Below are 22679 nucleotides of genomic sequence, written 5' to 3' on the forward strand. Positions count from 1 at the left end.
ATGCGCGTCGTGATAGACCAGGATTTATGCGGAACCACCTGGCAGTGCGTGCTGACCCTGCCCGGCACCTTTCGCCAGCGCGAACCGGACGGCGTGGCCGAAGTATGCCTGGCGACGGTCCCCGAGGCGCTGCACGCCGCCGTGCGGCTCGCGGCCAGTCAGTGCCCGGTTGCCGCCATTCGGGTCATCGAAAGCGACGCTGGCTATGGCGAGCCAGCCATTGTCGACCCAGCGCCCTCTCCGGCAGAGGTCGGGCGGCATGCCGCGAAAGACCACCATAATCCGGGAGGACACGATGGGACGGTTTGAGGGAAAGGTGGCCGTGGTGACCGGCGCTGGCGCCGGCATCGGCAAGGCATGCGCCCTCGCCATCGCGCGCGAGGGCGGCAGAGTGGCGGTGGCCGACATCGACGCCTCAGCGGCCACCGCCTGCACGGCGCAGATCGCGGCCGAAGCTGGCCACGCGCTGACCCTGGCCATGGACATCGCCGATGCGCAGGCGGTGGCAGCGCTGTTCGAGACGGCGGAGCGGCACTTCGGCGGGGTCGACCTGCTGGTGAACAACGCGAGCGCCATGCATCTAACCCCGCGCGACCGCGCAATCCTCGACCTGGACCTGGCGGTTTGGGATGAGACGATGGCGACTAATCTGCGCGGCACGCTGCTCTGTTGCCGGCAGGCTATCCCGCGAATGATCGCCCGTGGCGGTGGCGCGATCGTCAACATGTCGTCGTGCCAGGGGCTCAGCGGTGACACCGCTCTGACCTCCTACGCCGCGTCGAAGGCGGCGATGAACATGCTGTCGGCCTCGCTCGCCACCCAGTACGGTCACGCGCAGATCCGCTGCAACGCGGTTGCGCCGGGTCTTATCATGACCGAACGTCTCCTCGCCAAGCTGGACGAGTGCATGCAACGGCATCTGCGCCGGCACCAGCTCCTGGCGCACGTCGGCCGCCCCGAGGACGTGGCCGCGCTGGTGGCTTTCCTGCTCTCCGACGATGCTGCGTTCATCACCGGCCAAGTCGTGTGCATCGACGGCGGCATGCTGACGCATGTGCCGACATACGCCGATGGTGGCAACAGCCGCGCCGCGCGGCCGGCCAGTGACACCGCCGACGCGGCCTCGGCGCCAGGGAGGTAATGGACATGCTGCTCAACCCGCTGAACCGTCGGCACCGGCTGCGGCACGACATCCCGGTCATGCCCGGCGCCTTCCCCATGGTCGGGCATCTTCCCGCCATCGTTACTGACATGCCGCGCCTGCTGCGGCGCGCGGAACGGACGCTGGGCAGCCACTTCTGGCTGGACTTCGGCCCTGCCGGACAACTGATGACATGCCTGGATCCGGATGCGCTCGCGTTGCTCCGGCACAAGGACGTGTCCTCGACACTGATCGCAGAGATCGCGCCCGAAATCCTTGGCGGAACGTTGGTCACTTTGAACGGTAGCGCGCACCGGCAGGCGCGTGATGGGATAAAGGCGGCGTTCCTGCCGAGGGGGTTGACCGAGGCCGGCATTGGCGAGCTGTTCGCGCCCGTCATCCGGGCTCGGGTGCAGGCGTGGCGCGACCGCGGTGAAATAACTATCCTGCGCGAAACCGGCGACCTGATGCTCAAGCTCACCTTTTATCTCATGGGCATCCCCGCCCAAGACCTGCCGGAGTGGCATCGCAAGTACCGGCAACTGCTGCAGTTGATCGTCGCGCCCCCGGTCGACCTACCCGGAACGCCCTTGCGGCGCGGCCGCGCCGCCCGCGACTGGATCGACGCTCAGTCGCGACAGTTCATCCGCGACGCGCGCGCGCATTCCGCGCGCACCGGGTTGATCAACGACATGGTGAGCGCCTTCGATCGCAGCGAAGACGCGCTCTCCGATGACGTCCTGGTGGCCAACGTCCGCTTGCTGCTGCTTGCCGGTCATGAGACCACCGCCTCGACTATGGCCTGGATCGTGATCGAACTGGCCCGGCAGCCTGAGCTGTGGGACGCCCTTGTCGAGGAGGCGCAACGCGTGGGCGCGGTGCCGACCCGGCACGCGGACCTGGCGCAGTGTCCGGTCGCCGAGGCGCTGTTCCGCGAGACGCTGCGCATGCATCCGGCGTCCTCGCTCGTACCGCGTCGCGCGACGCAGGAATTACAACTCGGCCAGCGGCGCATTCCCGCGGGCACCAGTCTGGGCATCCCGCTGCTGCATTTCTCGACCTCGGCGCTGCTGCACGAAGCGCCTGATCAGTTCCGCCTGGCGCGGTGGCTGCAACGCACGGGGCCGATCGGGCCGGTGGACATGCTGCAGTTCGGCAGCGGCCCACACGTCTGCATCGGCTACCACCTAGTATGGCTGGAATTGGTGCAGTTCAGCATCGCCTTGGCGTTGACCATGCACAAGGCCGGGGTGCGGCCGCGGTTGCTGAGCGACGCCGAAAAAGGCCGGCGCTATTACCCGACAGCACAGCCCTCCATGAAAGTCCGCATCGGATTCTCATGAGCTGGCATCACATACTCGCCGCTCGCCGCGGCCGTCTCCTGTCACGTACAAGGACATGAACAACATGCAGACTGTTTCCACGCTACACGACGACCAAACTGGCGCTTCCCCGCTTGGCGGATCGGGCGCGCAGGCGGGCGGCGCATCCGGGAAGCTGCTGCCGGATATCTGGATGCAGGATGGCGCAAAGCGGGTAGAACAGGCGCTGGCGCGTCTTCTTTGCGCCGGAGACGACGGTGAAACCGAGCTGATGGCGGCTATGCGCTACGCCACCTTGCATGGCGGGAAGCGCACGCGTGCCTTGGTCTGTATGGCTGCCGGCGCACTTGCCGATACGCCGGCGCACATGCTTCACGACGTCGGGGCCGCCATCGAGATGATGCACGCCTGTACCCTGGTCCACGACGACCTGCCCGCGATGGACAACGACGTGCTTCGCCGCGGCCTTCCGACCGTGCACGTCAAGTTCGGCGAAGCCACTGCAATCCTGGTCGGCGATGCGTTGCAGGCCCACGCCTTCCTGACCCTGGCGAGCCTGGATGCCCGGGGCGACACCCGTATCGCGCTCGTGCGCGAACTGGCGCAGGCGGTGTCCGCCGAGGGTGCCGCAGGCGGGCAGGCCATGGATCTGTCGCTGGTTGGAAAGCACGTCGAGCTGGACAGGATCGTGGCGATGCACCGGATGAAGACCGGAGCGCTAGTGCGCGCGTCCGTTCGCATGGGCGCGCTATGCGCCATTGCGGAGGATGCCGCGCACGCTGCGCTGTACTGTGCGCTCGATCGCTACAGCGCCTGTTTCGGCCTGGCGTTGCAGGTGGTCGACGACATTCTCGACGCGACAGCGGATAACGCGACGCTGGGTAAGACCCCCGGCAAGGACGCGGCGGCGCAGAAGCCGACCTGCGCGTCGATCATGGGGCTGCAGGCAGCGTGCCAGTTCGTGCGGGATCTGTTGCGCGACGCCGGGGAGGCCATCGTCCCGTTGGGCCCGCGTGCCGAACGGTTGGCGCAGATCCTGCAGCGGGCAAACGCGTATCTATTCAAGCACGCGCCATGCGCATGAGCGCGCCCGTCCGCATGGAGTAGCCCTTGTGCCGCTGCGATCGGCCGGCGGCAGCGGTGCATGCTGCACTGTGTCCGAGTCTGCGGCGACCGATCCTGGTTCTCGTCAACCGTCTGCAGAAGGAACATCCCGCGTGAACGCGCTGTCCGAACAGACCCTTTCCGAATTGCGCCACCTGCTGAGCGAGATGAGCGATGGCGGCAGCGTCGGTCCGTCCGTCTACGACACTGCGCGAGCTCTGCAGTTCCACGGCAACGTCACCGGTCGGCAGGACGCATACGCGTGGCTCATCGCGCAGCAACAGGCCGATGGCGGATGGGGAAGCGCGGACTTCCCGCTGTTCCGCCATGCCCCCACGTGGGCGGCGTTGCTGGCATTGCAGCGTGCCGATCCTCTTCCCGGCGCTGCCGACGCAGTCCAGGCTGCAACCCGGTTCCTCCAGCGCCAGCCCGATCCCTACGCGCATGCGGTGCCGGAAAACGCGCCGATCGGCGCGGAGCTGATCCTGCCGCAGTTTTGCGGCGAGGCCGCATCCTTGCTGGGCGGCGTGGCGTTTCCGCGCCACCCGGCGCTGTTGCCATTGCGGCAAGCGCGCCTGGTCAAGCTGGGGGCGGTGGCGACGTTGCCGAGCGGCCATCCGTTGCTGCACTCCTGGGAAGCCTGGGGGACGTCGCCGACCACCGCATGCCCGGATGACGACGGCAGCATCGGCATCAGCCCGGCGGCCACCGCCGCGTGGCGTGCACACGCCGTGACACAGGGGAGCACGCCGCAGGTCGGGCGCGCCGACGCGTATCTGCAGGCGGCATCGCGGGCGACGCGCAGCGGCATCGAAGGTGTCGTTCCCAACGTGTGGCCGATCAATGTGTTCGAGCCATGCTGGTCACTGTACACCCTGCATCTGGCCGGGCTGTTCGCGCATCCCGCGCTGGCCGAGGCGGTGCGCGTGATCGTCGCGCAGCTCGACGCCCGCCTGGGCGTGCACGGTCTGGGCCCGGCCTTGCATTTCGCGGCCGATGCGGACGACACCGCCGTTGCGTTGTGCGTCCTGCGCCTTGCAGGCCGCGACCCGGCAGTCGATGCGTTGCGCCAGTTCGAAATCGGCGGGCTGTTCGTCACCTTCCCCGGCGAGCGCAATGCCTCGGTGTCGACCAACATCCATGCCCTGCATGCGTTGCGACTGTTGGGAAAGCCCGCCGCCGGCACCAGCGCCTACGTCGAGGCCAATCGCAACCCGCACGGTCTATGGGACAACGAAAAATGGCACGTTTCGTGGCTGTATCCCACCGCGCATGCGGTCGTTGCGCTGGCGCAAGGCAAGCCCCAGTGGCGCGACGAGCGCGCGCTGGCGGCGCTGCTGCAGGCGCAACGCGACGACGGCGGCTGGGGCGCCGGTCGTGCGTCCACATTTGAGGAAACCGCCTATGCGCTGTTCGCGTTGCACGTGATGGACGGGAGCGAAGAGCCGACAGGGCGCGCGCGCATCGCGCAGGCGGTGGCGCGTGCGCTGGAGTGGATGCTCGCCCGCCATCCGGCGCATGCATTGCCGCAGACGCCGCTGTGGATCGGCAAGGAACTGTATTGCCCCACCCGGGTCGTGCGCGTGGCCGAACTCGCCGGGTTGTGGCTGGCGCTTCGTTGGGAGCGGCGCGTCCTGGCCGAGGGAGCAGGAGCGGCGCCGTGATCCAGACCGAACACGCGCTGCAGCAGGTGCTCGAGTGGGGGCGTTCCCTGACCGGGTTCGCCGACGAGCATGCCGTGGAAGCGGTCAGGGGCGGCCAGTACATCCTGCAGCGCATCCACCCGAGCCTGCGCGACACCAGCGCCCGCACCGGCCGCGATCCGCAGGACGAAACGCTGATCGTGGCGTTCTATCGCGAACTTGCGCTGCTGTTCTGGCTCGACGATTGCAACGACCTTGGCCTGATCGCGCCGGAGCAGCTCGCTGCGGTGGAGCAGGCGCTCGGGCAGGGCGTGCCGTGCGCGCTCCCCGGATTCGAGGGCTGCGCTGTGCTGCGCGCTTCGCTGGCTGCGCTCGCCTACGATCGTCGCGACTATGCTCAGCTTCTCGACGATACCCGGTGCTACTGCGCGGCGCTGCGCGCCGGACACGCGCAGGCGGCAGGGGCGGAACGCTGGTCCTACGCCGAGTACCTGCACAACGGCATCGATTCGATCGCCTACGCGAACGTGTTCTGTTGCCTGTCGTTGCTGTGGGGCCTGGACATGGCGACCTTGCGCGCGAGTCCGGCGTTTCGCCAGGTCCTGCGGCTCATCTCCGCGATAGGGCGCCTTCAGAACGATCTGCATGGACGCGACAAGGACAGGTCGGCCGGCGAAGCCGACAACGCGGCGATCCTGCTGCTGCAGCGCTATCCGGCTATGCCTGTGGAGGAGTTCCTCAACGACGAGCTGGCCGGCCATACGCGCATGCTGCACCGGGTGATGGCGGAAGAACGCTTTCCCGCGCCGTGGGGACCGTTGGTCGACGCCATGGCGGCCATCCGCGCGCAGTACTACCGGACCTCGACCAGCCGCTACCGCAGCGACGCTGCGGGGGAAGGCCAGCGGCCGGCCTAAACGCGCGGGAGGCGGCGGCGTGCGCGCGCTGCCGTCGGTCCGATCCGACGCAACGCCGTCGCCCGGTGCGCCAGCAGATGTTCCGCATGTTTGACCATCACGCCCAGCGCCCGAACCGCTGGAGGATGACGCGCCGTTTGTTCTACGTCGGCAAGTGGTTCAGATTGGTGAAGCCGAACACGACTCCATGTTCGATATCCTGCCGCCACTCTCGATCCGCGGTTCGATGTTTGCGATGCGCGAGTTCCTGACCGGCTCGGTGAAGAGCGTATTCTTTGCGCTCCGGCTCGACGGCCGGATCCGTCGTTTCCACGGCCACTGCGATCTTTCTGACAGCGACGCGACGCGGTCCAAACGCGAAACACTGCCGCCATTGACTGCGGAGGAGGACAGCGCTCCAGGCATATGCGGCAAAGCACGGCCGGCGGTGGAAGAGCACCCTGAACCGCGTCTGGATGAGACGGCCTGCCATATGATGATGGTGGCCTGTTGCGTTGCCTTCGCAATTCCCATGGTCCATCCTGGCTCCAGTCCCATCGCTTGCCGAAGCGGCCCAGCGAACAATCGGACTCGAGCACCGGACCGACGCATCAGAAGCCTGATCTGGTGGACGGCGCTCCCGTGTCCAGAGCCAGCCCCTCGTTCGTTACTGCCCTATTGCCTTCATGACGGTTATGCGTGAACCGGGTCGGCCCAGTAAGAGTCCCTCGAGCAGTTACTCGCTTGCGGCGAGCTGAGAGGGGCCGCGGCTCTACTAAAGGGCGCCATATTCAATGGCATCCTTCGGAACAGACCCGTGCCGGCTGCCCTTCGGTTGTGATGCGGTCTGAACCGGCGTCCGTTCGTTTCAAGGCCGCTTCGCGCCGCGGTGCGGCCGGACTGCGGCGTCCTCGGCAAAGCAGGTCCGCGCGCCTCGCTAGGTCAGTTTGACCTGCTTGCGCGCATCCCGGCTTTGCTCGTCTTGCCGGGCCCGGACCCTGAAACGCCCGTCTTCCACCGGTTCTCGTTGACCGCACCGAAGGGCAAGCCGGCAAGTGCCGGAACCACTTCGGGAGCAAAACCATGAAAGGAAGAGCCCATGGCCAAGGCCGCAACCCAATCCCGCCAATCCGCCCGCGTCGCGCAACTTCGAAAGGGCGCCACCCTCGAAATGGTCCGGCTCACTTGCCCGGACACCGCCCAGGCGCTGAAACTCGCCGAGAATTTCGGCATCGCGGTCATCGACAGCGACGGCATCCGCGAACTGCATGAGCGCCTGATCATCGAGACCGCCGATAGCCTCTCCGAGGCGCTCGGAGAACGGGCGATGCAGATCCATCTCCAACGCATCGTCGGCGCCTTCGTCGGCTCCGCGCATGGAGCCGGCCAGTTCTACTCCCGCGCCGTCACCGAGGCACGGGATGCCACCGCCAAGGCCGCCAATGACACGCGCGATGAGGACCTTGACGGTCCGGTCGGCTACGACAGCGCCGCCCAGCGCAAGCGCGAGTTCGCAGCCGACATGGGGGTACAGGCACACGCTCTTCGAATGGCAGCCGAAGGCACCATCGCAGCCTATAAGCAAATCATTGGCGAGGTCTGGAAGCCCTTCGACCGGCCGGTCGACAACCCGGGCCACTCGCTCGACCGCAAGGCGGCCGAGACGCAGATGTCGGCTTTCGACTGAGCCATACCCTCGGCGGGCTTCGGTCCCGCCTTGAAGTCTATCGAGACGCAAAGTTGGAGCGGCTTAGAAAAGGCCGCCATCGTTTAAACCTCAGCGATTGCCTGCTTTATGCCTGCATCTAATTCCATGGCTTGCCGAACCTCGCCACGACCGGCGAGTTTCGGTCCACGGATATCAAACCGTTCCTTGAAGTTTCCGATGCCGAGAGGCTCAGACCGGCCGGTCGCGACCCCGTCCGGCCTTTGGTCCTGCCGAAGCGAGGGGTTCGGTCAACGGCTTCGCCGTCCTCCACCTTCGTTCCGGCCTCACGGTGCCCTCACCCCTTGCCGCTCCGCCCTTTGGACCGCCGTGACGGGGTCGCGATGGCGCGGCCTCTTGAAAAATGGAGGTTGGAGAATGAGCAGGAAAGACGACGGCCAACGTGCCGATCTCTACACACGGATCACCGACAAGATCATCGAGGACCTGAGCAATGGTGTTCGGCCGTGGATGAAGCCGTGGAATGCGGCGAACGCGAATGGCCGCATCACCCGACCTCTGCGTCACAATGGGAAGCCCTATTCCGGGATGAACGTGCTCCTCCTCTGGTCGGAGGGAACCGCGCGCGGTTACGGCTCGCCGATGTGGATGACATTCAAGCAGGCTCTCGAACTCGGAGCCGCCGTCCGCAAGGGCGAGACTGGCGCGACGGTGGTCTTTGCGAGCCGCTTTACCAAATCCGAAACCGACGGAAATGGCGACGAGGTCGAGCGCGAAATTCCCTTCCTGAAGGCTTATACCGTCTTCAATATCGAGCAGATCGGTGGCCTTCCGGAACAATTCGATCATCGCCCTGCCCCGTTCCTTGATCCGGTCGAGCGCATCGAGCACGCCGATCGCTTCTTCCGCAACACCGGCGCGGTGATCCGACATGGCGGCAACCAAGCCTTCTTTGCTCCCGCCGCCGATCTTATCCAGATGCCGCATTTTGAGAGCTTCAGGGATGCGGAAAGCTACTATGCCACATTAAGTCATGAGGCCACCCATTGGGTTGGCGCATCGCATCGGCTGAATCGCGACCTCAGCCGTTACCACAAGGAGCGGTCAGATAGAGCCCGCGAGGAATTGATCGCCGAGCTTGGAAGCTGCTTCCTCTGCGCCGATCTCGGGATCGCGCCCGAACTGGAGCCTCGGCCGGATCACGCCTCTTACCTTCAGTCCTGGCTATCGGTCCTCGCCGGCGACAAGCGGGCCATCTTCCAGGCTGCGGCGCATGCACAGCGTGCGGTGGCCTATCTCCACGATCTCCAGCCGGTTGGCCAGCAAGATCGGCCGGCCGCCTAGTTTTTTGCTTGATCAGGGCCGTCAATGGCGGCGGGCTCCTTTTGCGGGCATCGCCGTTATTTGCGGGTCTTCATCGGGCTATCGGCAGAAGGACGCGCCGTGGCGCCTGCCGCAGGCGGATCTGCCTAGATGCCGTAATGGGCCGGCGTCTCATGAGTAGCCAGTTGGGTGGCTGTCCCTCAGAATGATGATGTTTGGAAACGAGGTCCGAGCGTTCGGCCTCAAGCATCATGAGAGGAACAGCCGTGGAGTATTATGCAGGAATCGACGTCTCGCTGAAAGAGAGCAGCGTGTGCGTGGTCGACGCGACGGGCAAGTTGGTCCGCGAGGTCAAGGTAGGCAGCGAGCCTGAATGCCTGGTCGGGTATTTTGATCAACTGGACTTTCCGGTAGAGCGCATCGGCCTTGAAGCGGGGCAGTTGTCCCAATGGCTACACGCGGCTCTCGTTGCTGCGGGTCATGAGGTGGTTTTGCTGGAAACGCGGCATATGAAGGCGGCGCTTTCGGCGATGACGGTGAAGACCGACCGCAAGGATGCACGGGGATCGCGCAACTGCTCCGCATGGGGTGGTATCGTCCGGTCCACGCCAAATCGTCGCCGGCCCAGGACACTCGGGCTCTCCTGGTTGGCCGTAAGCTTCTGCAATCCAAGCTGCTCGACGTCGAGCTCAGCATCCGGGGTATCCTGCGCGGCTATGGATTAAAGGTCGGCGAAGTCAGCCGAGGCCGTTTCGAGGCGCGCATCCGCGAACTGATTGCAGGGCATGCGATATTGTCGATGCTGACGGCGCGAGCAGCGCTGTGGAGCGAATTTACCAAGCTGCACCGCGAGATGCTTAGGATCGCCCGCGCCGACAGAGTTTGCCAAAGGCTGGTGAGTGCGCCGGGTGTCCTCTCTGGCCGGAGGGCTGCCGAAGTTGTGCGGGAGGAGCCGAATAACGCAGAGTTCCGAAGAACGGTACTGCCCTGTCGATGACATGGGTACCTTCCTCTATGACGCATTCCTGAAAATCGGCATGACGGGCATCGACGCCCGCTTCATGAAGGATGCGATCCTGGCTTCGGAGCTATCCGGCCATGATGCCACGGCATTCGAAGATTTCCCGAGTACATCAAGCGTGCCCGAAACGGACAGGTTAGTCCTCACGGGCGTCTGCGCATCGAGCGGGACAGCGGGACAATCGTGGTCGCCGTTGGCGACCAGGCTTTCGGGCACATTATCATGCGCGACGCTACCGATATCGCGATCGAGCGCGCCAGAAAACACGGCGTCGCAGTCATTGCAGCGAAGGGTTCCGACTCGGCGGGCCGCATCGCCGATTTCTGCGCTGGTCCGCCCCTTCGTGCTCCAGCGGATCAACGACGCCGTGCACGGCCTCGACATTACAGCCGTGTTCGTGTCCGAAGCCTTTGCATTGAGTTCAGCGCTTTGCTTCGCGATGAGTTCCATGCTCATCAGCGAGCTGAACGGGCGGGTGCCGCTCATGAGACTTGCCAGGTGGCAAATCACTTCAGGTCTTCTCATCACAGCAGCCCTGGCGACGGTATTCGGCGGCTGGGAAACGCTGAGGGCATGGCAGGCATGGACGCTCGCGATATCGGGTACCTTAGGAATCGCCCTCGCGAGTACCACCTACTTCGCTACGATCTACACCGCTGGGCCTCGGCTCACGGCGTTGCTGTTCTCGCTAACATCGCCTTTCGCGCTTTTGCTTGGCTACCTCGTGCTTGGCGAAACGGTCACCGCGATCCAGCTCGCGGGTGTGGCGCTCATCGTCGTCGGCGTTGTCGTTGCTATTGGCGTCCGCCGGCGCCGCCCGCCCACGATGATACCGTTGTCGGACGCTGAACCGATCGAATCCATTCCTCCCGATGCGCCGCCGCCATGGCTGCTCGGAATATCCCTCGGTGTCGTAACGGCGCTGGGTCAGGCGACCGGAAGTCTCGTCGCCCGTCCAGCAATGGCCTCGGGCGCCGAACCGTGCGCCGCCATGGCCGTCCGTTCCATTCCGGCCGCACTTTTCTTCTGGGCACTGCTCATGGTTCCGAAGATCCGACGTGAGCTGACAGAATTCCGGAAGTTCGATCTCGGCATTGCAATTGCGGCCGCGCTCTGCGGCGCAGCTCTCGGCATGTCGCTGCTTATGGCGGCCTTGAGCACCGGAAACGTTGGGATCGTCTCAACGCTTTCGTCGATGACGCCCGTTGTCGTCCTACCGCTGGTATGGGCGCGGACCGGCCAGATGCCTCGTCCCCACGCCTGGGTCGGCGCGGGGCTCGCCATTGCCGGGACAGCATTGATTGGTATGGGCTGAGCGAAGGCGGTTGCGGAAAATCAAGTACCCGGCTCGCGCTCTCGGATCGCGACGGGACCATCTCGTTAGGCTTTCAGGTTGAAGATCAGAAGGTCGGGGGTGTGCACGCGCTAATGACTTCGCAGGGTACGGCACCGACACACCGGAACCGATGCGGACGTCGGCTCTCAAAATAGTAGGCGTCACCGGGACCAAGGATCCGACGGTCGTCGTCTACCGTGACTTCAAGCCTTCCGGAAAGGACAATGCCGCTCTCCTCGCCTTCGTGCACGAGCGGAACCTTTCCGGTATCGGCGCCTGGCTGATAGACTTCTTTCAGCATCTGAAGGCTTCGGCCAAACATGCTCTCGCCCACCTGGCGATACGAGATCCCGCCCTTCCCAATCTCGACGAGCTCCTCGGCCGCGTAGAACGCCTTCTTCGGCATCTCGGGTTCGAGGGCAAAGAACTCCGCCAGCCCGATCGGGATGCCGTCCAGGATCCGCTTAAGCGCTCCTACAGACGGATTCGAGCTGTTTGACTCGATGAGCGATATCGTGGAGTTGGGAACGCCAGTCTTCTTCGCCAGTTCGCGTTGCGACAGGTTGTGAGCGGTTCGGACGTAGCGGAGTCGAGTTCCGATGTCGAAGGTCATGGGCGGCTGTTGATGTTGTTCAAGATACGTCAAACCATATCCGCATTTTCCACAATTTCAATGAGTTACTGAACAAAAGAAAAGGACTTGTTCGCACATCGGAAATGCCGGAAGTGTTCGCCGAGCCGAAGGAGGGCACGATGGATCAGACGAATCTGAAAAACGAACGTTCACTCGAGAACTTTTGGATGCCGTTCACGGCAAACAGGCAGTTCAAGGCATTGCCACGATTGCTCGCCTCGGCGGAAGGCATGCACTACACCGATGTCGACGGCAATTCGGTGCTCGACGGCACCGCTGGTCTCTGGTGCTGCAACGCAGGTCACGGCCGAAAGAAGATTTCGCAGGCTGTGGAGCGGCAGCTTTCGACGCTGGATTTCGCCCCGACCTTTCAGATGGGCCATCCGATCGCCTTCGACTTCGCGTCGAAGCTTGCAAAGATCGCGCCCGGTGGCCCCGACGCGAAGCTCGACCGTGTCTTCTTCACAGGTTCCGGCTCGGAGTCTGTCGACACGGCGCTGAAGATTGCGATCGCTTATCAGCGTTCGATCGGTCAGGGAACGCGAACCCGCATCATCGGTCGCGAAAAGGGCTACCATGGCGTCGGCTTCGGCGGCATCTCCGTGGGCGGCCTGGTGAACAACCGCCGTGTATTTCCGCAGATCCCCGCCGACCACATGCGCCACACCCTGGACATCGAGCGCAACGCGTTCTCGAAGGGCCTTCCCGCGAACGGCATCGAACTTGCGGACGATCTCGAACGTCTGGTTCAGCTCCATGGCGCCGAGACGATCGCCGCCGCAATCGTCGAACCGATGTCCGGCTCGGCAGGCGTCATCCTGCCCCCGAAGGGCTATCTCGAGAAGCTGCGCGCCACCGCCGACAAGTACGGCATCATGCTGATCTTCGATGAAGTCATCACGGGGTTCGGCCGCCTCGGCACGCCGTTTGCCGTCGACTACTTCGGCGTCGTTCCCGATCTCGTCACGACCGCCAAGGGACTGACCAACGGCACCATCCCGATGGGCGCGGTGTTCGCGAGCCGGAAGGTCTACGACGGCCTGATGGTCGGACCCGATAATGCCATCGAGCTCTTCCATGGCTACACCTATTCCGGACATCCGGTAGCCTGCGCTGCTGGCATTGCGACGCTCGAAATCTATGAGGAGGAAGGCCTCCTCACGCGCGCCGCCGAGCTGGCCGAATACTGGCAGGACGCCCTCCATTCGCTGAAGGGCCTCCCTCACGTTGTGGACATCCGCAACCTCGGCCTCGTCGGCGCGGTGGAACTTGCGCCGCGCGACGGAGCATCGGGAACGCGTGCATACGACGTGTTTGTCGATTGCTTCAAGAAGGGCCTTCTGATCCGTGTCACGGGGGACATCATCGCGCTGTCACCGCCGCTCATCGTCGAGAAGGGCCAGATCGAGACTATCGTTTCCACTATCGGCGACGCCCTGAAGCGTGCTGCCTGACAGTTGGGGAGGGCCGGCCTCCGGCCCGCCCTCATCGAGCGACAGGAAAAGAAGTGATTTCGCCCTCCTCTCTCACACGCCGCCTCAAGACACCTTCGCTCCTCTCGGTCGACTCGAAGGAGCAGGAACCAGGTTGCGCGACTTTCGAGGTACGAAATCCTTCGACGGGCGAGCTACTCGCCCGACTACCCGATATGGGTGCTGGCGAAGCCGCGGCTGCGATAGACCGCGCCGAAGTCGCCTTCGTCGCCTGGAAATCGCTAACCGCCCGCGCCCGGTCGAATCTTATCCGGCGGTGGTACGAACTGATCCATGAAAATGCCGAAGACCTGGCAGCGATCCTGACCGCAGAAATGGGCAAGCCTCTCGACGAGGCCCGCTCGGAAGTCTCGCATGCCGCGGCCTACATCCAATGGTACGCCGAGGAGGCGAACCGGATCTACGGCGAGACCATCCCCGCCTCCTCCGAAGACCGCCGCCTGTTCGTGCTCCGACAGCCTGTGGGGGTAGTTGGAGCGATCACGCCGTGGAATTTCCCGGCATCGATGGTCGCCAGAAAGATCGCTCCCGCTCTTGCCGCAGGCTGCACAGTCGTTCTCAAGCCAGCAGAACAGACGCCGCTCGTCGCTGCAGCCATGGTCACGCTTGCTCGGGAGGCGGGCGTTCCGCAAGGTGTTGTCGAGATCGTGTACGCGTCCGAAGGTGATGCGATCGGCCGAGAGTTCTGTTCAAATCCCAAGGTTCGCAAAATAAGCTTCACCGGATCGACGGAGGTCGGCCGCATACTGATGAGGCAATGCGCAGATCAGATTAAGAAGGTCAGTTTCGAACTCGGCGGCAACGCTCCGTTCATCGTCTTCGACGACGCCGACATCGACGCTGCAGTAGAAGGGGCTATCCAGGCGAAGTTCCGTAACGGCGGGCAGACCTGCGTCTCCGCGAACCGCCTGTATGCCCAATCGAAGGTTCATGACGAATTCGCAGAGAAGTTCGCTGCCCGAGCTCGGAAACTGGCCGTGGGTGATGGTTTTGATCCTGAGAGCAGGATCGGGCCACTGATCGACCGCCATCTCCTTGCGAAAGTGGAGTATCATGTCGCGGATGCCATCCAGAAAGGCGGCCTCATACACTGCGGCGGACGACGCTACCACGAGAGCACGTTCTTTGAGCCGACGGTCCTGACCAACGTCACCTCGGATATGGCAGTCGCCCGCGAGGAGACATTCGGTCCGCTGGCTGCCATCATCCGGTTCGATGACGCGGACGACGTCGTCCGGCAGGCGAACGACACGATCTACGGTCTCGCTGCCTACTTCTTCGCGACGGATCACAGACGCGTCTGGCGCGTTGCCGAGGCACTCGAATACGGGATGGTCGGCATCAACACCGGACGCATGTCGTCCGAGGCGGCGCCGTTCGGCGGCTGGAAGCAGTCCGGAGTTGGGCGGGAGGGATCTCGCCACGGCATGGATGAGTACCTCGAGATGAAATACGTCTGTCTTGCCGGGCTTTAGGTTGCCGCGCCACCCACATACTATGTTCAAAGTTGACCAGCGATCACCTCTTGAGCGACGAAGTAAGGGTTCCTAACAGTTGGGCGGCGGGAATAGTCTTGTTCCGCCGCCTCTGATCATTGAGCAAACCCAACCTGCTAAGCTTTATCTCAATCGCCTGTCGCGAAGCCTCGAAATACTGCGACAGATCTGACAGAAGGTCATCGTATGGCATCGAGTTGCACGGTTGGTCGTCGACGAAAATATGGCCGTGCCCGCGGTCCCGAATATCGAATTTCTGTCGGCCCACTTCGACTGCGATGATAAATACCTGAGTGGGCAGAACAATGCTGGAGGCGAATGCATTCGCCTGGAATTCAAGGCGCTCGTAATTGAAGAGCTCGTCGGTATCGAGATCTATGTACAGATCTCGTTCAACGATCGTCTCGGACCGTAGATATCGATCATGCTTCAGGCAAATATGCCCGATTTCGTGTCCTAGGGTAAAGCGCTCCCGATTGCCGTCTCGGTGGGAATTGACCTGAATCGACTTGCGATCAAAATTTGCTGACCCGAGTATCTGCGTTCCGTCTTGATCCACTATTATCTGCTCGCTGAATTGCAGCCGTATAGATAGCGCAGAGCAGATTTTTTTGAGATCGACCGGTCCTGATTTGTAACGTACCTTTTCCAGGACGTCTTGCGCTGCTTTCTCAATCTCCTCGAAGGGGATATACGGAACAGACTGGCGCGCACTCCTAATCGCGACTTCGTCCGTAACAAACAGCTCCGGCTCAAGACTGCGCAAGAGCTGGTTGATGGTGCAACGCGCTTCGACCGGAAGATCACCGTGACCCCGGAATGCGGATCAAGCTTCAACTCGGTCTGCACAATCAATGCCAGTGCCTGATGACCACAGCGAAAGTCCACCGGCCGCGTCGCGATCAGGATCGGCAAGCGTTGGCCCGCGACGATCATGCCGTCCCTCGCATCGCGCGCACCAAGGCCGCAACCCGAGCAACCGCCACATCGACGGGAACCCTCACCACAAGGTCTGTGCCTATTTCTATTGTCACGATCCCCGAGGGGGCCATGACCGGCTCCGGAACCGGCGACAGATCGGCAGCCTCCTGCGGCTCCGTCGTAATCGCCAGGGGCACAAAGGCTGGCTCGAGTGAGCCGCTATTGTCGCAAGGCTCGGCCGGCAGCGATGGCATCAGTTCGGCAGGCAGCGCCAGAAGACCCTGACGCGCCTGCCCTCGCCAGTCCGAAAGCTGATGCGCAGCAAGATCATAATTGAGCGCAACATCAACAACCCGCGCACCGGGCTGAAGGCTTTCCGCTACAATCCGCGCCTTCACATCATTGGGCCATCGCCGGTTTCCACGACGAGGCTCGACAACTTCGCATCGCCCGACAAATCCCTCACCATCCGCCATCCCAAATCTCCAGCTCTTGCCGAAAACCTTCTGACAGAAACCTCAATGTTCACAAACATGTGGAATCAATGGGGTGTAGGCGGCGCATACGATCATTCCGCGCTTCGCCTGCTCGCGGCGGATGGCGTTGCGCTTGCGGGTTACCAGTTCCAGATGATCGGGATGCGGCCGCACGCAAAGGCGGTTGCGGCAGGCGTGGTCGAGTTCCTTCTGCCCGGAATATAGCCGTGCTCGTTGGTCCACATGACGAGATGCACAGCGACCGTCTGCCCTCCCAGGGACATGCGCGGATAGCCAGCTCCGCGGCCCTCGTCGCCGGAGGTCGGGCCGGTCCACAGCCAGCAGCCCGTTACCTCGTCGATCACGACGCGGGACATGATCTTGTTGCGGATCTGATCGCGGCGGGACATCAAGCGTTACCATCCGTCGCCTCTGCGGGTACGGGGGTGTGGTTGGCGCTGCCTCGAAAACAAATTAGGGTCAGTTTTTCGAAGCGATAGGATGAGAGCGCCATGATTGAAGAACCTCGGTTCGGTGCACGCAAGGACGACGACGGGAGTTGGAGTATTTTCGATAGGCGGACAGGTGGCACCGCCCAACGATCAGGCCTCATCTTGGCCGGCCTTAACGAGAAAGCGGTTCTTGGGCTCATTCGGGTCCTCGAAGAGATTGAGGACGCTCCGAAGCGCGTTCATTAAGGTCGGCGCTGCCCACGCCATGGTGTACGGACGGTGCGTCCTCTGGTATATCCGCGTGCGGCAACTCATAGCTCAGGGGAAGAGCGCCAGTCAGTGTGCTGAAGGCCTCCGGTCGAGACGGAGTGGGTTCGCCACCCGTCACATTAGGCATACGCGGTGGGGAGGCAAGAGTGCTTTGCAGGCGATCAACTGCAGCTTCTCCACGCGATCCTGTTCCGGAACGTTATCAACAATGCTGGGGTCCGCGCACATGGGATGTTTGCTGTCAATGCTCCATAATAAATCTCCGCAGTTTTCAAAATCCAGGCCTGAGCTAAATCCACGACGCGGTTCATCGCTGAACCTATCAACCTCACATCCGGTCGCCGTTAAATGCGGCTGCACCAATATCCCGCATACGGCGGGCCAAGCTCAGGACGACGAGACCATTCTAGCAAAACGGCGATTAGCCATGCGGACCCTCGGTTCGTCGGCCTGGATCTGCCAGAACTGATCGGGTTCTGGTAGATTTCGAAAAGATTCAGAACTCAGGCTCAGTTCGAGATGATGACACCCTCCATCAGGACGCCGGAGGTTACGTATTTCCAGAGTGCCACGAGCAGTTTCCGTGCCAGGGCCACGATCGTCGATTTCTTTCGGCGACCTTGATTGGCTTGTGTGCGTTCCCGAAAGCGCGGAATTCGGCTGGTGTCGCAACCACAGCCAGGCCGTCTGGACAAGCATCACCCGGAGTCTAGGATTGCCTGCTTTCGACACGCCTTGCTCCCTGTCGATCGAACCGCTTTGCCAAGGTGTCGGGGCCAGGCCCGCATACGAGGCTATCTGGCGCCGATTGTCGAAATGCCGGTATAGAGCCTCCGTCCACGGGATCGTCGCAACCTCGGCGCCGATCCCCTTGATGGCCAAGAGCATCTCGAGCTGAGGCTCTTTCGTTTGCTTAACTTGCGACAAGAGGAATTTACTGCGATCGGCTTCTACTGACTTGATGTGTTCGAGTAACAGCTCCAGTCGGTCCAGCTCCCGGCTGATCTGCCTTTTCAGATGCACCGGCAAGTCGCGGCCGTCTCCGGTCTTCAGTTCGTTGAGGTGCTTACGCCGGTCTCTATGCAGTGGCTCGTAACCTGACACACCTTGCGAATACAGTAGCCCTTTTATGCGATTGACGTGCGTAACGCGTTCCCCGATCAGTGTCTTGCGTTCCCGGGAAATTCGCCGTTGATCCTCTTCCTCCGCTGATGGGACGTGTACCATCGCGCAGACATGTGGCTCGCCACGGGTGTAGGCCATCAATGTTCGAAGAAGTATTTCACCATCAAGGCGATCTGTCTTTGCCCGTCTTCGACGCCGGGACACAGTAATCGATGCCGGATCTACGACGTTGCTGCTCCTCGCGGTGATCGCGCCCGTAACCCAGCCTTTTGAGGAGCCATCGAGCGGGAATTGGCCCGCTCCTGGATGGAGCCTCTCACATGTCGCACGACCTTTCCCTCGCACATTCCCACGCCTTCCAGCTCTCTCGCGACCTGATGGTCCCGGTCATCGTCTTAGAAGTCGACGGCGAATATGGCGCACTCCCCTCCGAAGAAATCGACGCCGGGGACGACCTTGAAATCATCCATGAGTATATCCCGTGGGAGCTCATTGAGCCGCCTCTTGTCGTTTCCTTGGGCCGTTCCCGCATGCCGCTGGCGAGCCGGCGGCCGCAAGGGAGGCTCCGCCGTGGCTAACGTTTAGAATTGTTGAATCCGACAATTGCCCAGCCACGCCCTTGCAGCCTTTGCTCTTCGCGGCGGTCCGGATTGCGCCCGCGATATTCACGGGAAGGAACGAAGATGAAAGGCTGATCGCACGGCGATCGGAATGGAGATGGAAAGAGAAGAAATCGAGCAATTGCGGAAAACGGTCGGCTGCGGGGCGGTGCTGGAGACCTCGGGTTTTGCAGTCGACGTCAGAGAAAGCACCAGGCGGGCGATGAAGTTTCGCCGCGCAAGTGAGATTATCATTGTTACGCATGACGGGCGCGGCTGGTTCGACCCGCTCGGAGACGAAAAGGGCGATGTTTTTTCCTTGATGTCGCGTCTTGAACACGTCGGCTTTCATGAGGGTTGCCAGCGCATCGCCGCGCTGATCGGCTTCCGACCATCGGTACCGGTGTGGCAGGGGTCAAAGGGCTATCGAGCCGCCAAGATTCCAGTCTTCGAGAAATGGGAGAACCGACGGGCGCCTTGGCCAGGATCGGCCACGTGGCGCTATCTTCGTTGGCAGCGCTCCCTCCCCGCCCGTGTCATTCGTTACGCTATCGCGCAAGGCGTTGTTCGCGAAGGGCCATACGGGAGCATGTGGGCCGGCCATACCGACGATGCGGGTGTCGTTTGCGGCTGGGAAGAACGCGGCAGCGAATGGCGTGGCTTTGCGACTGGCGGCAACAAGGTTCTCTTTCGACTCGGCGCCATGGATGCGCCCCGTCTTTGCGTGACCGAGGCGGCGATCGACGCAATGAGCCTGGGCGCGATCGAGGGTCTGCGAGATGGGACGATGTACCTCAGCACCGGAGGTGGTTGGTCGCCGGCGACGGATGCGGCGATACGCGTGCTCGCCGCTCGTCCCAACGTCCAACTCGTTGCGGCGACGGATGCCAATCCCCAGGGCGACATGTTTGCGGAGCGGCTGCGGACGCTCGCCAACGAGGCCGCCTGCGATTGGATGCGATTGCGCCCGCCCGAGGACGACTGGAATGATACCCTGAAGATTTCAGAGAAGGAAAAGAGGGTGAGGAAAGAGAAAGGCAGAGGCGTGCCGCATTCCGGCCGACCGCGTCAAGGGCAGCTTCGCCCGGCAGAGCCGGCCGGCCCGCATGCCGGCGGCCCTGAAGGTGTCTCGAAAGACGGAAGAGGATGACAGGGTCGTCAGGACCGCGCCGCGCTTCGGTCGGACACGACACCGAAGGAGCCGCAGATGACGGCTTCCACCGCAATCCGCAAAGTCTTCCAGGGCGTCGCCACGGGCCAGCAGATGTTCCGCATGTTTGACCGTCACGCCCAGCGCCCGAACCGCTGGAGGATGACGCGCCGTTGTTCTACGCCGGCGAGATTCGAGATCGGTGAAACGTACATGTTCGAAATCCTGCAGCCACTCTGGATCCGCGGTTCGATGTTTGCCATGCGCGAGTTCCTCACCCGCGATGGAGATTTCCAGGTCTATGTCGGCTTTTTGATCGCGGAGACCGACCTAAGGCTCGGCGTCTGTGACTGGGGCTATTGCGTCAATCGCGTCGAAACCGCCGCCTGCTTTGGTGCGCGAACCGGGTCGGCCCAGTGATGGTCCCTCGATCGAGCAGTTGCTCGCCTGCGGCGAGCTGAGAGGGGCCGCGGCTCTACTAAAGGGCGCCATATTCAATGGCATCCTTCGGAACAGACCCGTGCCGGCTGCCCTTCGGTTGTGATGCGGTCTGAACCGGCGTCCGTTCGTTTCAAGGCCGCTTCGCGCCGCGGTGCGGCCGGACTGCGGCGTCCTCGGCAAAGCAGGTCCGCGCGCCTCGCTAGGTCAGTTTGACCTGCTTGCGCGCATCCCGGCTTTGCTCGTCTTGCCGGGCCCGGACCCTGAAACGCCCGTCTTCCACCGGTTCTCGTTGACCGCACCGAAGGGCAAGCCGGCAAGTGCCGGAACCACTTCGGGAGCAAAACCATGAAAGGAAGAGCCCATGGCCAAGGCCGCAACCCAATCCCGCCAATCCGCCCGCGTCGCGCAACTTCGAAAGGGCGCCACCCTCGAAATGGTCCGGCTCACTTGCCCGGACACCGCCCAGGCGCTGAAACTCGCCGAGAATTTCGGCATCGCGGTCATCGACAGCGACGGCATCCGCGAACTGCATGAGCGCCTGATCATCGAGACCGCCGATAGCCTCTCCGAGGCGCTCGGAGAACGGGCGATGCAGATCCATCTCCAACGCATCGTCGGCGCCTTCGTCGGCTCCGCGCATGGAGCCGGCCAGTTCTACTCCCGCGCCGTCACCGAGGCACGGGATGCCACCGCCAAGGCCGCCAATGACACGCGCGATGAGGACCTTGACGGTCCGGTCGGCTACGACAGCGCCGCCCAGCGCAAGCGCGAGTTCGCAGCCGACATGGGGGTACAGGCACACGCTCTTCGAATGGCAGCCGAAGGCACCATCGCAGCCTATAAGCAAATCATTGGCGAGGTCTGGAAGCCCTTCGACCGGCCGGTCGACAACCCGGGCCACTCGCTCGACCGCAAGGCGGCCGAGACGCAGATGTCGGCTTTCGACTGAGCCATACCCTCGGCGGGCTTCGGTCCCGCCTTGAAGTCTATCGAGACGCAAAGTTGGAGCGGCTTAGAAAAGGCGCGCAATGATCATTATTATTTGTAAGGTTATCTACATGAAGATGGCCCGATGGCCATCAACGTCAATCCGGTCGAGCGCATCGAGCACGCCGATCGCTTCTTCCGTAACACTGGCGCGGTGATCCGACATGGCGGCAACCAAGCCTTCTTTGCTCCCGCCGCCGATCTCATCCAGATGCCGCATTTTGAGAGCTTCAGGGATGCGGAAAGCTACTATGCCACATTGAGCCATGAGGCCACCCATTGGGTTGGCGCATCGCATCGGCTGAATCGCGACCTCAGCCGTTACCACAAGGAGCGGTCAGATAGAGCCCGCGAGGAATTGATCGCCGAGCTTGGAAGCTGCTTCCTCTGCGCCGATCTCGGGATCGCGCCCGAACTGGAGCCTCGGCCGGATCACGCCTCTTACCTTCAGTCCTGGCTATCGGTCCTCGCCGGCGACAAGCGGGCCATCTTCCAGGCTGCGGCGCATGCACAGCGTGCGGTGGCCTATCTCCACGATCTCCAGCCGGTTGGCCAGCAAGATCGGCCGGCCGCCTAGTTTTTTGCTTGATCAGGGCCGTCAATGGCGGCGGGCTCCTTTTGCGGGCATCGCCGTTATTTGCGGATCTTCATCGGGCAATCGGCAGAAGGACGCGCCGTGGCGCCTGCCGCGGGGCGGATCTGCTTAGGCACTACACACTCAGCGACGAGGATCTCGGCCATATCAACCAGCGACGCCGACCCCAGTCCCGCCGTCTTGCGCAAGTCCACCGAGGCACTCCTCGTTCTCTTTCGCTCATCGCATCCTGAACAAGCGGCCTTGTCGCAAACGCCAGACTTAGTCCCACCTTCGCGCAGGCGCCAAGTCGGAAAACACGGCTTAGACCTCTCGGATAGCCGCGCCGAATCAACAAAATCGAATTCAAACATAGCCGGGAGAGAGAAGCCGACTGAACCGCCCCCGCAACTCCTCATACTTTCTTCCTTTTTCTGATCACTTGTTTCAAGCTGATAAGCTCCTTCAGGGCAGCATCCCGCAAACGAGCCCCTGTCGACGAAGGTCGACACTCTTCGCCGCCCGACACCGCTGCGATCACCAGATGGATTGTGCGCGACGCTGAGCATTGACATTCCCAGCTCGTACCACGCGGCTCCGTCGCCATGC

20 protein-coding genes and 6 pseudogenes are annotated in these 22679 nt (G+C 62.8%); 19 read left to right on the forward strand and 7 right to left on the reverse strand.

Annotation, left to right across the window (positions count from 1 at the left end; translation table 11 throughout):
* The 12 genes and pseudogenes from RGR602_RS23075 (at position 1) to RGR602_RS36315 (ending at position 11431) form a co-directional block, all read left to right on the forward strand.
* A complete protein-coding gene (locus RGR602_RS23075) occupies positions 1–309 on the forward strand; it encodes a ferredoxin (protein ID WP_040114377.1) in 309 nt (102 codons plus the stop codon).
* Positions 296–1141, forward strand: coding sequence for an SDR family oxidoreductase (locus RGR602_RS23080; RefSeq protein ID WP_040114378.1), 846 nt, complete (start codon positions 296–298; stop codon positions 1139–1141). The genes RGR602_RS23075 and RGR602_RS23080 overlap by 14 nt, the downstream gene beginning before the upstream one ends.
* Positions 1141–2484 carry a cytochrome P450 gene (locus tag RGR602_RS23085; RefSeq protein ID WP_040114379.1) on the forward strand — a complete coding sequence of 448 codons (1344 nt, stop codon included), beginning with the start codon at positions 1141–1143 and terminating at the stop codon, positions 2482–2484. Before RGR602_RS23080 ends, RGR602_RS23085 begins: the two co-directional genes overlap by 1 nt.
* A 55-nt stretch (positions 2485–2539) precedes the next feature.
* A complete protein-coding gene (locus RGR602_RS23090; protein WP_203226216.1) occupies positions 2540–3547 on the forward strand; it encodes a polyprenyl synthetase family protein in 1008 nt (335 codons plus the stop codon).
* A gap of 133 nt (positions 3548–3680) precedes the next feature.
* Positions 3681–5231 (forward strand): hypothetical protein, encoded by a 1551-nt coding sequence (locus RGR602_RS23095; RefSeq protein WP_040114380.1) that lies wholly within the window; start codon positions 3681–3683, stop codon positions 5229–5231.
* A complete protein-coding gene (locus tag RGR602_RS23100; protein WP_040114381.1) occupies positions 5228–6127 on the forward strand; it encodes a terpene synthase family protein in 900 nt (299 codons plus the stop codon). Before RGR602_RS23095 ends, RGR602_RS23100 begins: the two co-directional genes overlap by 4 nt.
* Positions 6128–6245: 118 nt before the next feature.
* Positions 6246–6809, forward strand: a complete 564-nt coding sequence (locus tag RGR602_RS39875; RefSeq protein ID WP_407692056.1) for a DUF1419 domain-containing protein — start codon at positions 6246–6248, stop codon at positions 6807–6809.
* A gap of 396 nt (positions 6810–7205) precedes the next feature.
* On the forward strand, positions 7206–7793 hold the full coding sequence (locus tag RGR602_RS23110; RefSeq protein WP_040114383.1) for a hypothetical protein: 588 nt from the start codon (positions 7206–7208) through the stop codon (positions 7791–7793).
* Between the two features lie 396 nt (positions 7794–8189).
* The gene (locus tag RGR602_RS23115; protein ID WP_040114384.1) at positions 8190–9116 is read left to right on the forward strand and encodes an ArdC family protein; all 927 of its coding nucleotides are present in this window, start codon (positions 8190–8192) and stop codon (positions 9114–9116) included.
* 245 nt (positions 9117–9361) lie between these two features.
* Positions 9362–10008: pseudogene (locus RGR602_RS23120) on the forward strand (IS110 family transposase); the annotation flags it as partial.
* A gap of 219 nt (positions 10009–10227) precedes the next feature.
* Positions 10228–10380: pseudogene (locus RGR602_RS39880) on the forward strand (hypothetical protein); the annotation flags it as partial.
* A gap of 133 nt (positions 10381–10513) precedes the next feature.
* Positions 10514–11431: an EamA family transporter gene (locus RGR602_RS36315; RefSeq protein WP_223844074.1), complete on the forward strand. Its 918-nt coding sequence runs from the start codon at positions 10514–10516 to the stop codon at positions 11429–11431.
* A gap of 85 nt (positions 11432–11516) precedes the next feature.
* Here RGR602_RS36315 and RGR602_RS23135 read toward each other — a convergent pair whose 3' ends face one another.
* Positions 11517–12065, reverse strand: coding sequence for a cupin domain-containing protein (locus RGR602_RS23135; protein ID WP_040114387.1), 549 nt, complete (start codon positions 12063–12065; stop codon positions 11517–11519).
* A 140-nt stretch (positions 12066–12205) separates the two neighbouring features.
* Between RGR602_RS23135 and RGR602_RS23140 the strand changes: the two genes are divergently transcribed.
* Complete coding sequence (locus RGR602_RS23140) at positions 12206–13540, forward strand: aspartate aminotransferase family protein (protein ID WP_040114485.1); 1335 nt, start codon at positions 12206–12208, stop codon at positions 13538–13540.
* A gap of 53 nt (positions 13541–13593) precedes the next feature.
* Entirely contained in the window at positions 13594–15054 is a 1461-nt protein-coding gene (locus RGR602_RS23145; RefSeq protein WP_040114388.1) for an NAD-dependent succinate-semialdehyde dehydrogenase, read from the forward strand.
* A 43-nt stretch (positions 15055–15097) separates the two neighbouring features.
* Here RGR602_RS23145 and RGR602_RS23150 read toward each other — a convergent pair whose 3' ends face one another.
* The 5 genes and pseudogenes from RGR602_RS23150 to RGR602_RS23170 all read right to left on the reverse strand — a co-directional run.
* Positions 15098–15841 (reverse strand): ImmA/IrrE family metallo-endopeptidase, encoded by a 744-nt coding sequence (locus tag RGR602_RS23150; RefSeq protein ID WP_052451716.1) that lies wholly within the window; start codon positions 15839–15841, stop codon positions 15098–15100.
* 77 nt (positions 15842–15918) lie between these two features.
* Positions 15919–16011 (reverse strand): annotated as a pseudogene (locus RGR602_RS39885) (hypothetical protein); the annotation flags it as partial.
* On the reverse strand, positions 16008–16472 hold the full coding sequence (gene tnpA / locus RGR602_RS23155) for an IS66-like element accessory protein TnpA (RefSeq protein WP_040114389.1): 465 nt from the start codon (positions 16470–16472) through the stop codon (positions 16008–16010). The pseudogene RGR602_RS39885 and the gene tnpA, both read right to left, overlap by 4 nt.
* A 42-nt stretch (positions 16473–16514) precedes the next feature.
* Positions 16515–16885: pseudogene (locus tag RGR602_RS23160) on the reverse strand (HNH endonuclease signature motif containing protein).
* 818 nt (positions 16886–17703) lie between these two features.
* Positions 17704–18553, reverse strand: a pseudogene (locus tag RGR602_RS23170) (IS110 family RNA-guided transposase); the annotation flags it as partial.
* An 86-nt stretch (positions 18554–18639) separates the two neighbouring features.
* Here RGR602_RS23170 and RGR602_RS35175 point away from each other — a divergent pair.
* From RGR602_RS35175 to RGR602_RS23195, 5 genes and pseudogenes are all read left to right on the forward strand, one after another.
* Entirely contained in the window at positions 18640–18897 is a 258-nt protein-coding gene (locus RGR602_RS35175; RefSeq protein WP_063856011.1) for a hypothetical protein, read from the forward strand.
* Between the two features lie 139 nt (positions 18898–19036).
* On the forward strand, positions 19037–20068 hold the full coding sequence (locus tag RGR602_RS23180) for a DUF3991 and toprim domain-containing protein (RefSeq protein ID WP_040114488.1): 1032 nt from the start codon (positions 19037–19039) through the stop codon (positions 20066–20068).
* A 57-nt stretch (positions 20069–20125) separates the two neighbouring features.
* Positions 20126–20488, forward strand: a complete 363-nt coding sequence (locus RGR602_RS39890; protein WP_052451718.1) for a DUF1419 domain-containing protein — start codon at positions 20126–20128, stop codon at positions 20486–20488.
* A 382-nt stretch (positions 20489–20870) separates the two neighbouring features.
* Complete coding sequence (locus RGR602_RS23190; RefSeq protein ID WP_040114383.1) at positions 20871–21458, forward strand: hypothetical protein; 588 nt, start codon at positions 20871–20873, stop codon at positions 21456–21458.
* Between the two features lie 135 nt (positions 21459–21593).
* Positions 21594–22073 (forward strand): annotated as a pseudogene (locus tag RGR602_RS23195) (zincin-like metallopeptidase domain-containing protein); the annotation flags it as partial.
* Between the two features lie 56 nt (positions 22074–22129).
* On the opposite strand, the gene RGR602_RS37565 reads toward RGR602_RS23195, so the two are convergent.
* Entirely contained in the window at positions 22130–22285 is a 156-nt protein-coding gene (locus RGR602_RS37565) for a hypothetical protein (protein WP_166677333.1), read from the reverse strand.
* Positions 22286–22679 lie beyond the last annotated feature (394 nt).

The organism is Rhizobium gallicum bv. gallicum R602sp, assembly GCF_000816845.1.
Taxonomy (GTDB): domain Bacteria; phylum Pseudomonadota; class Alphaproteobacteria; order Rhizobiales; family Rhizobiaceae; genus Rhizobium; species Rhizobium gallicum.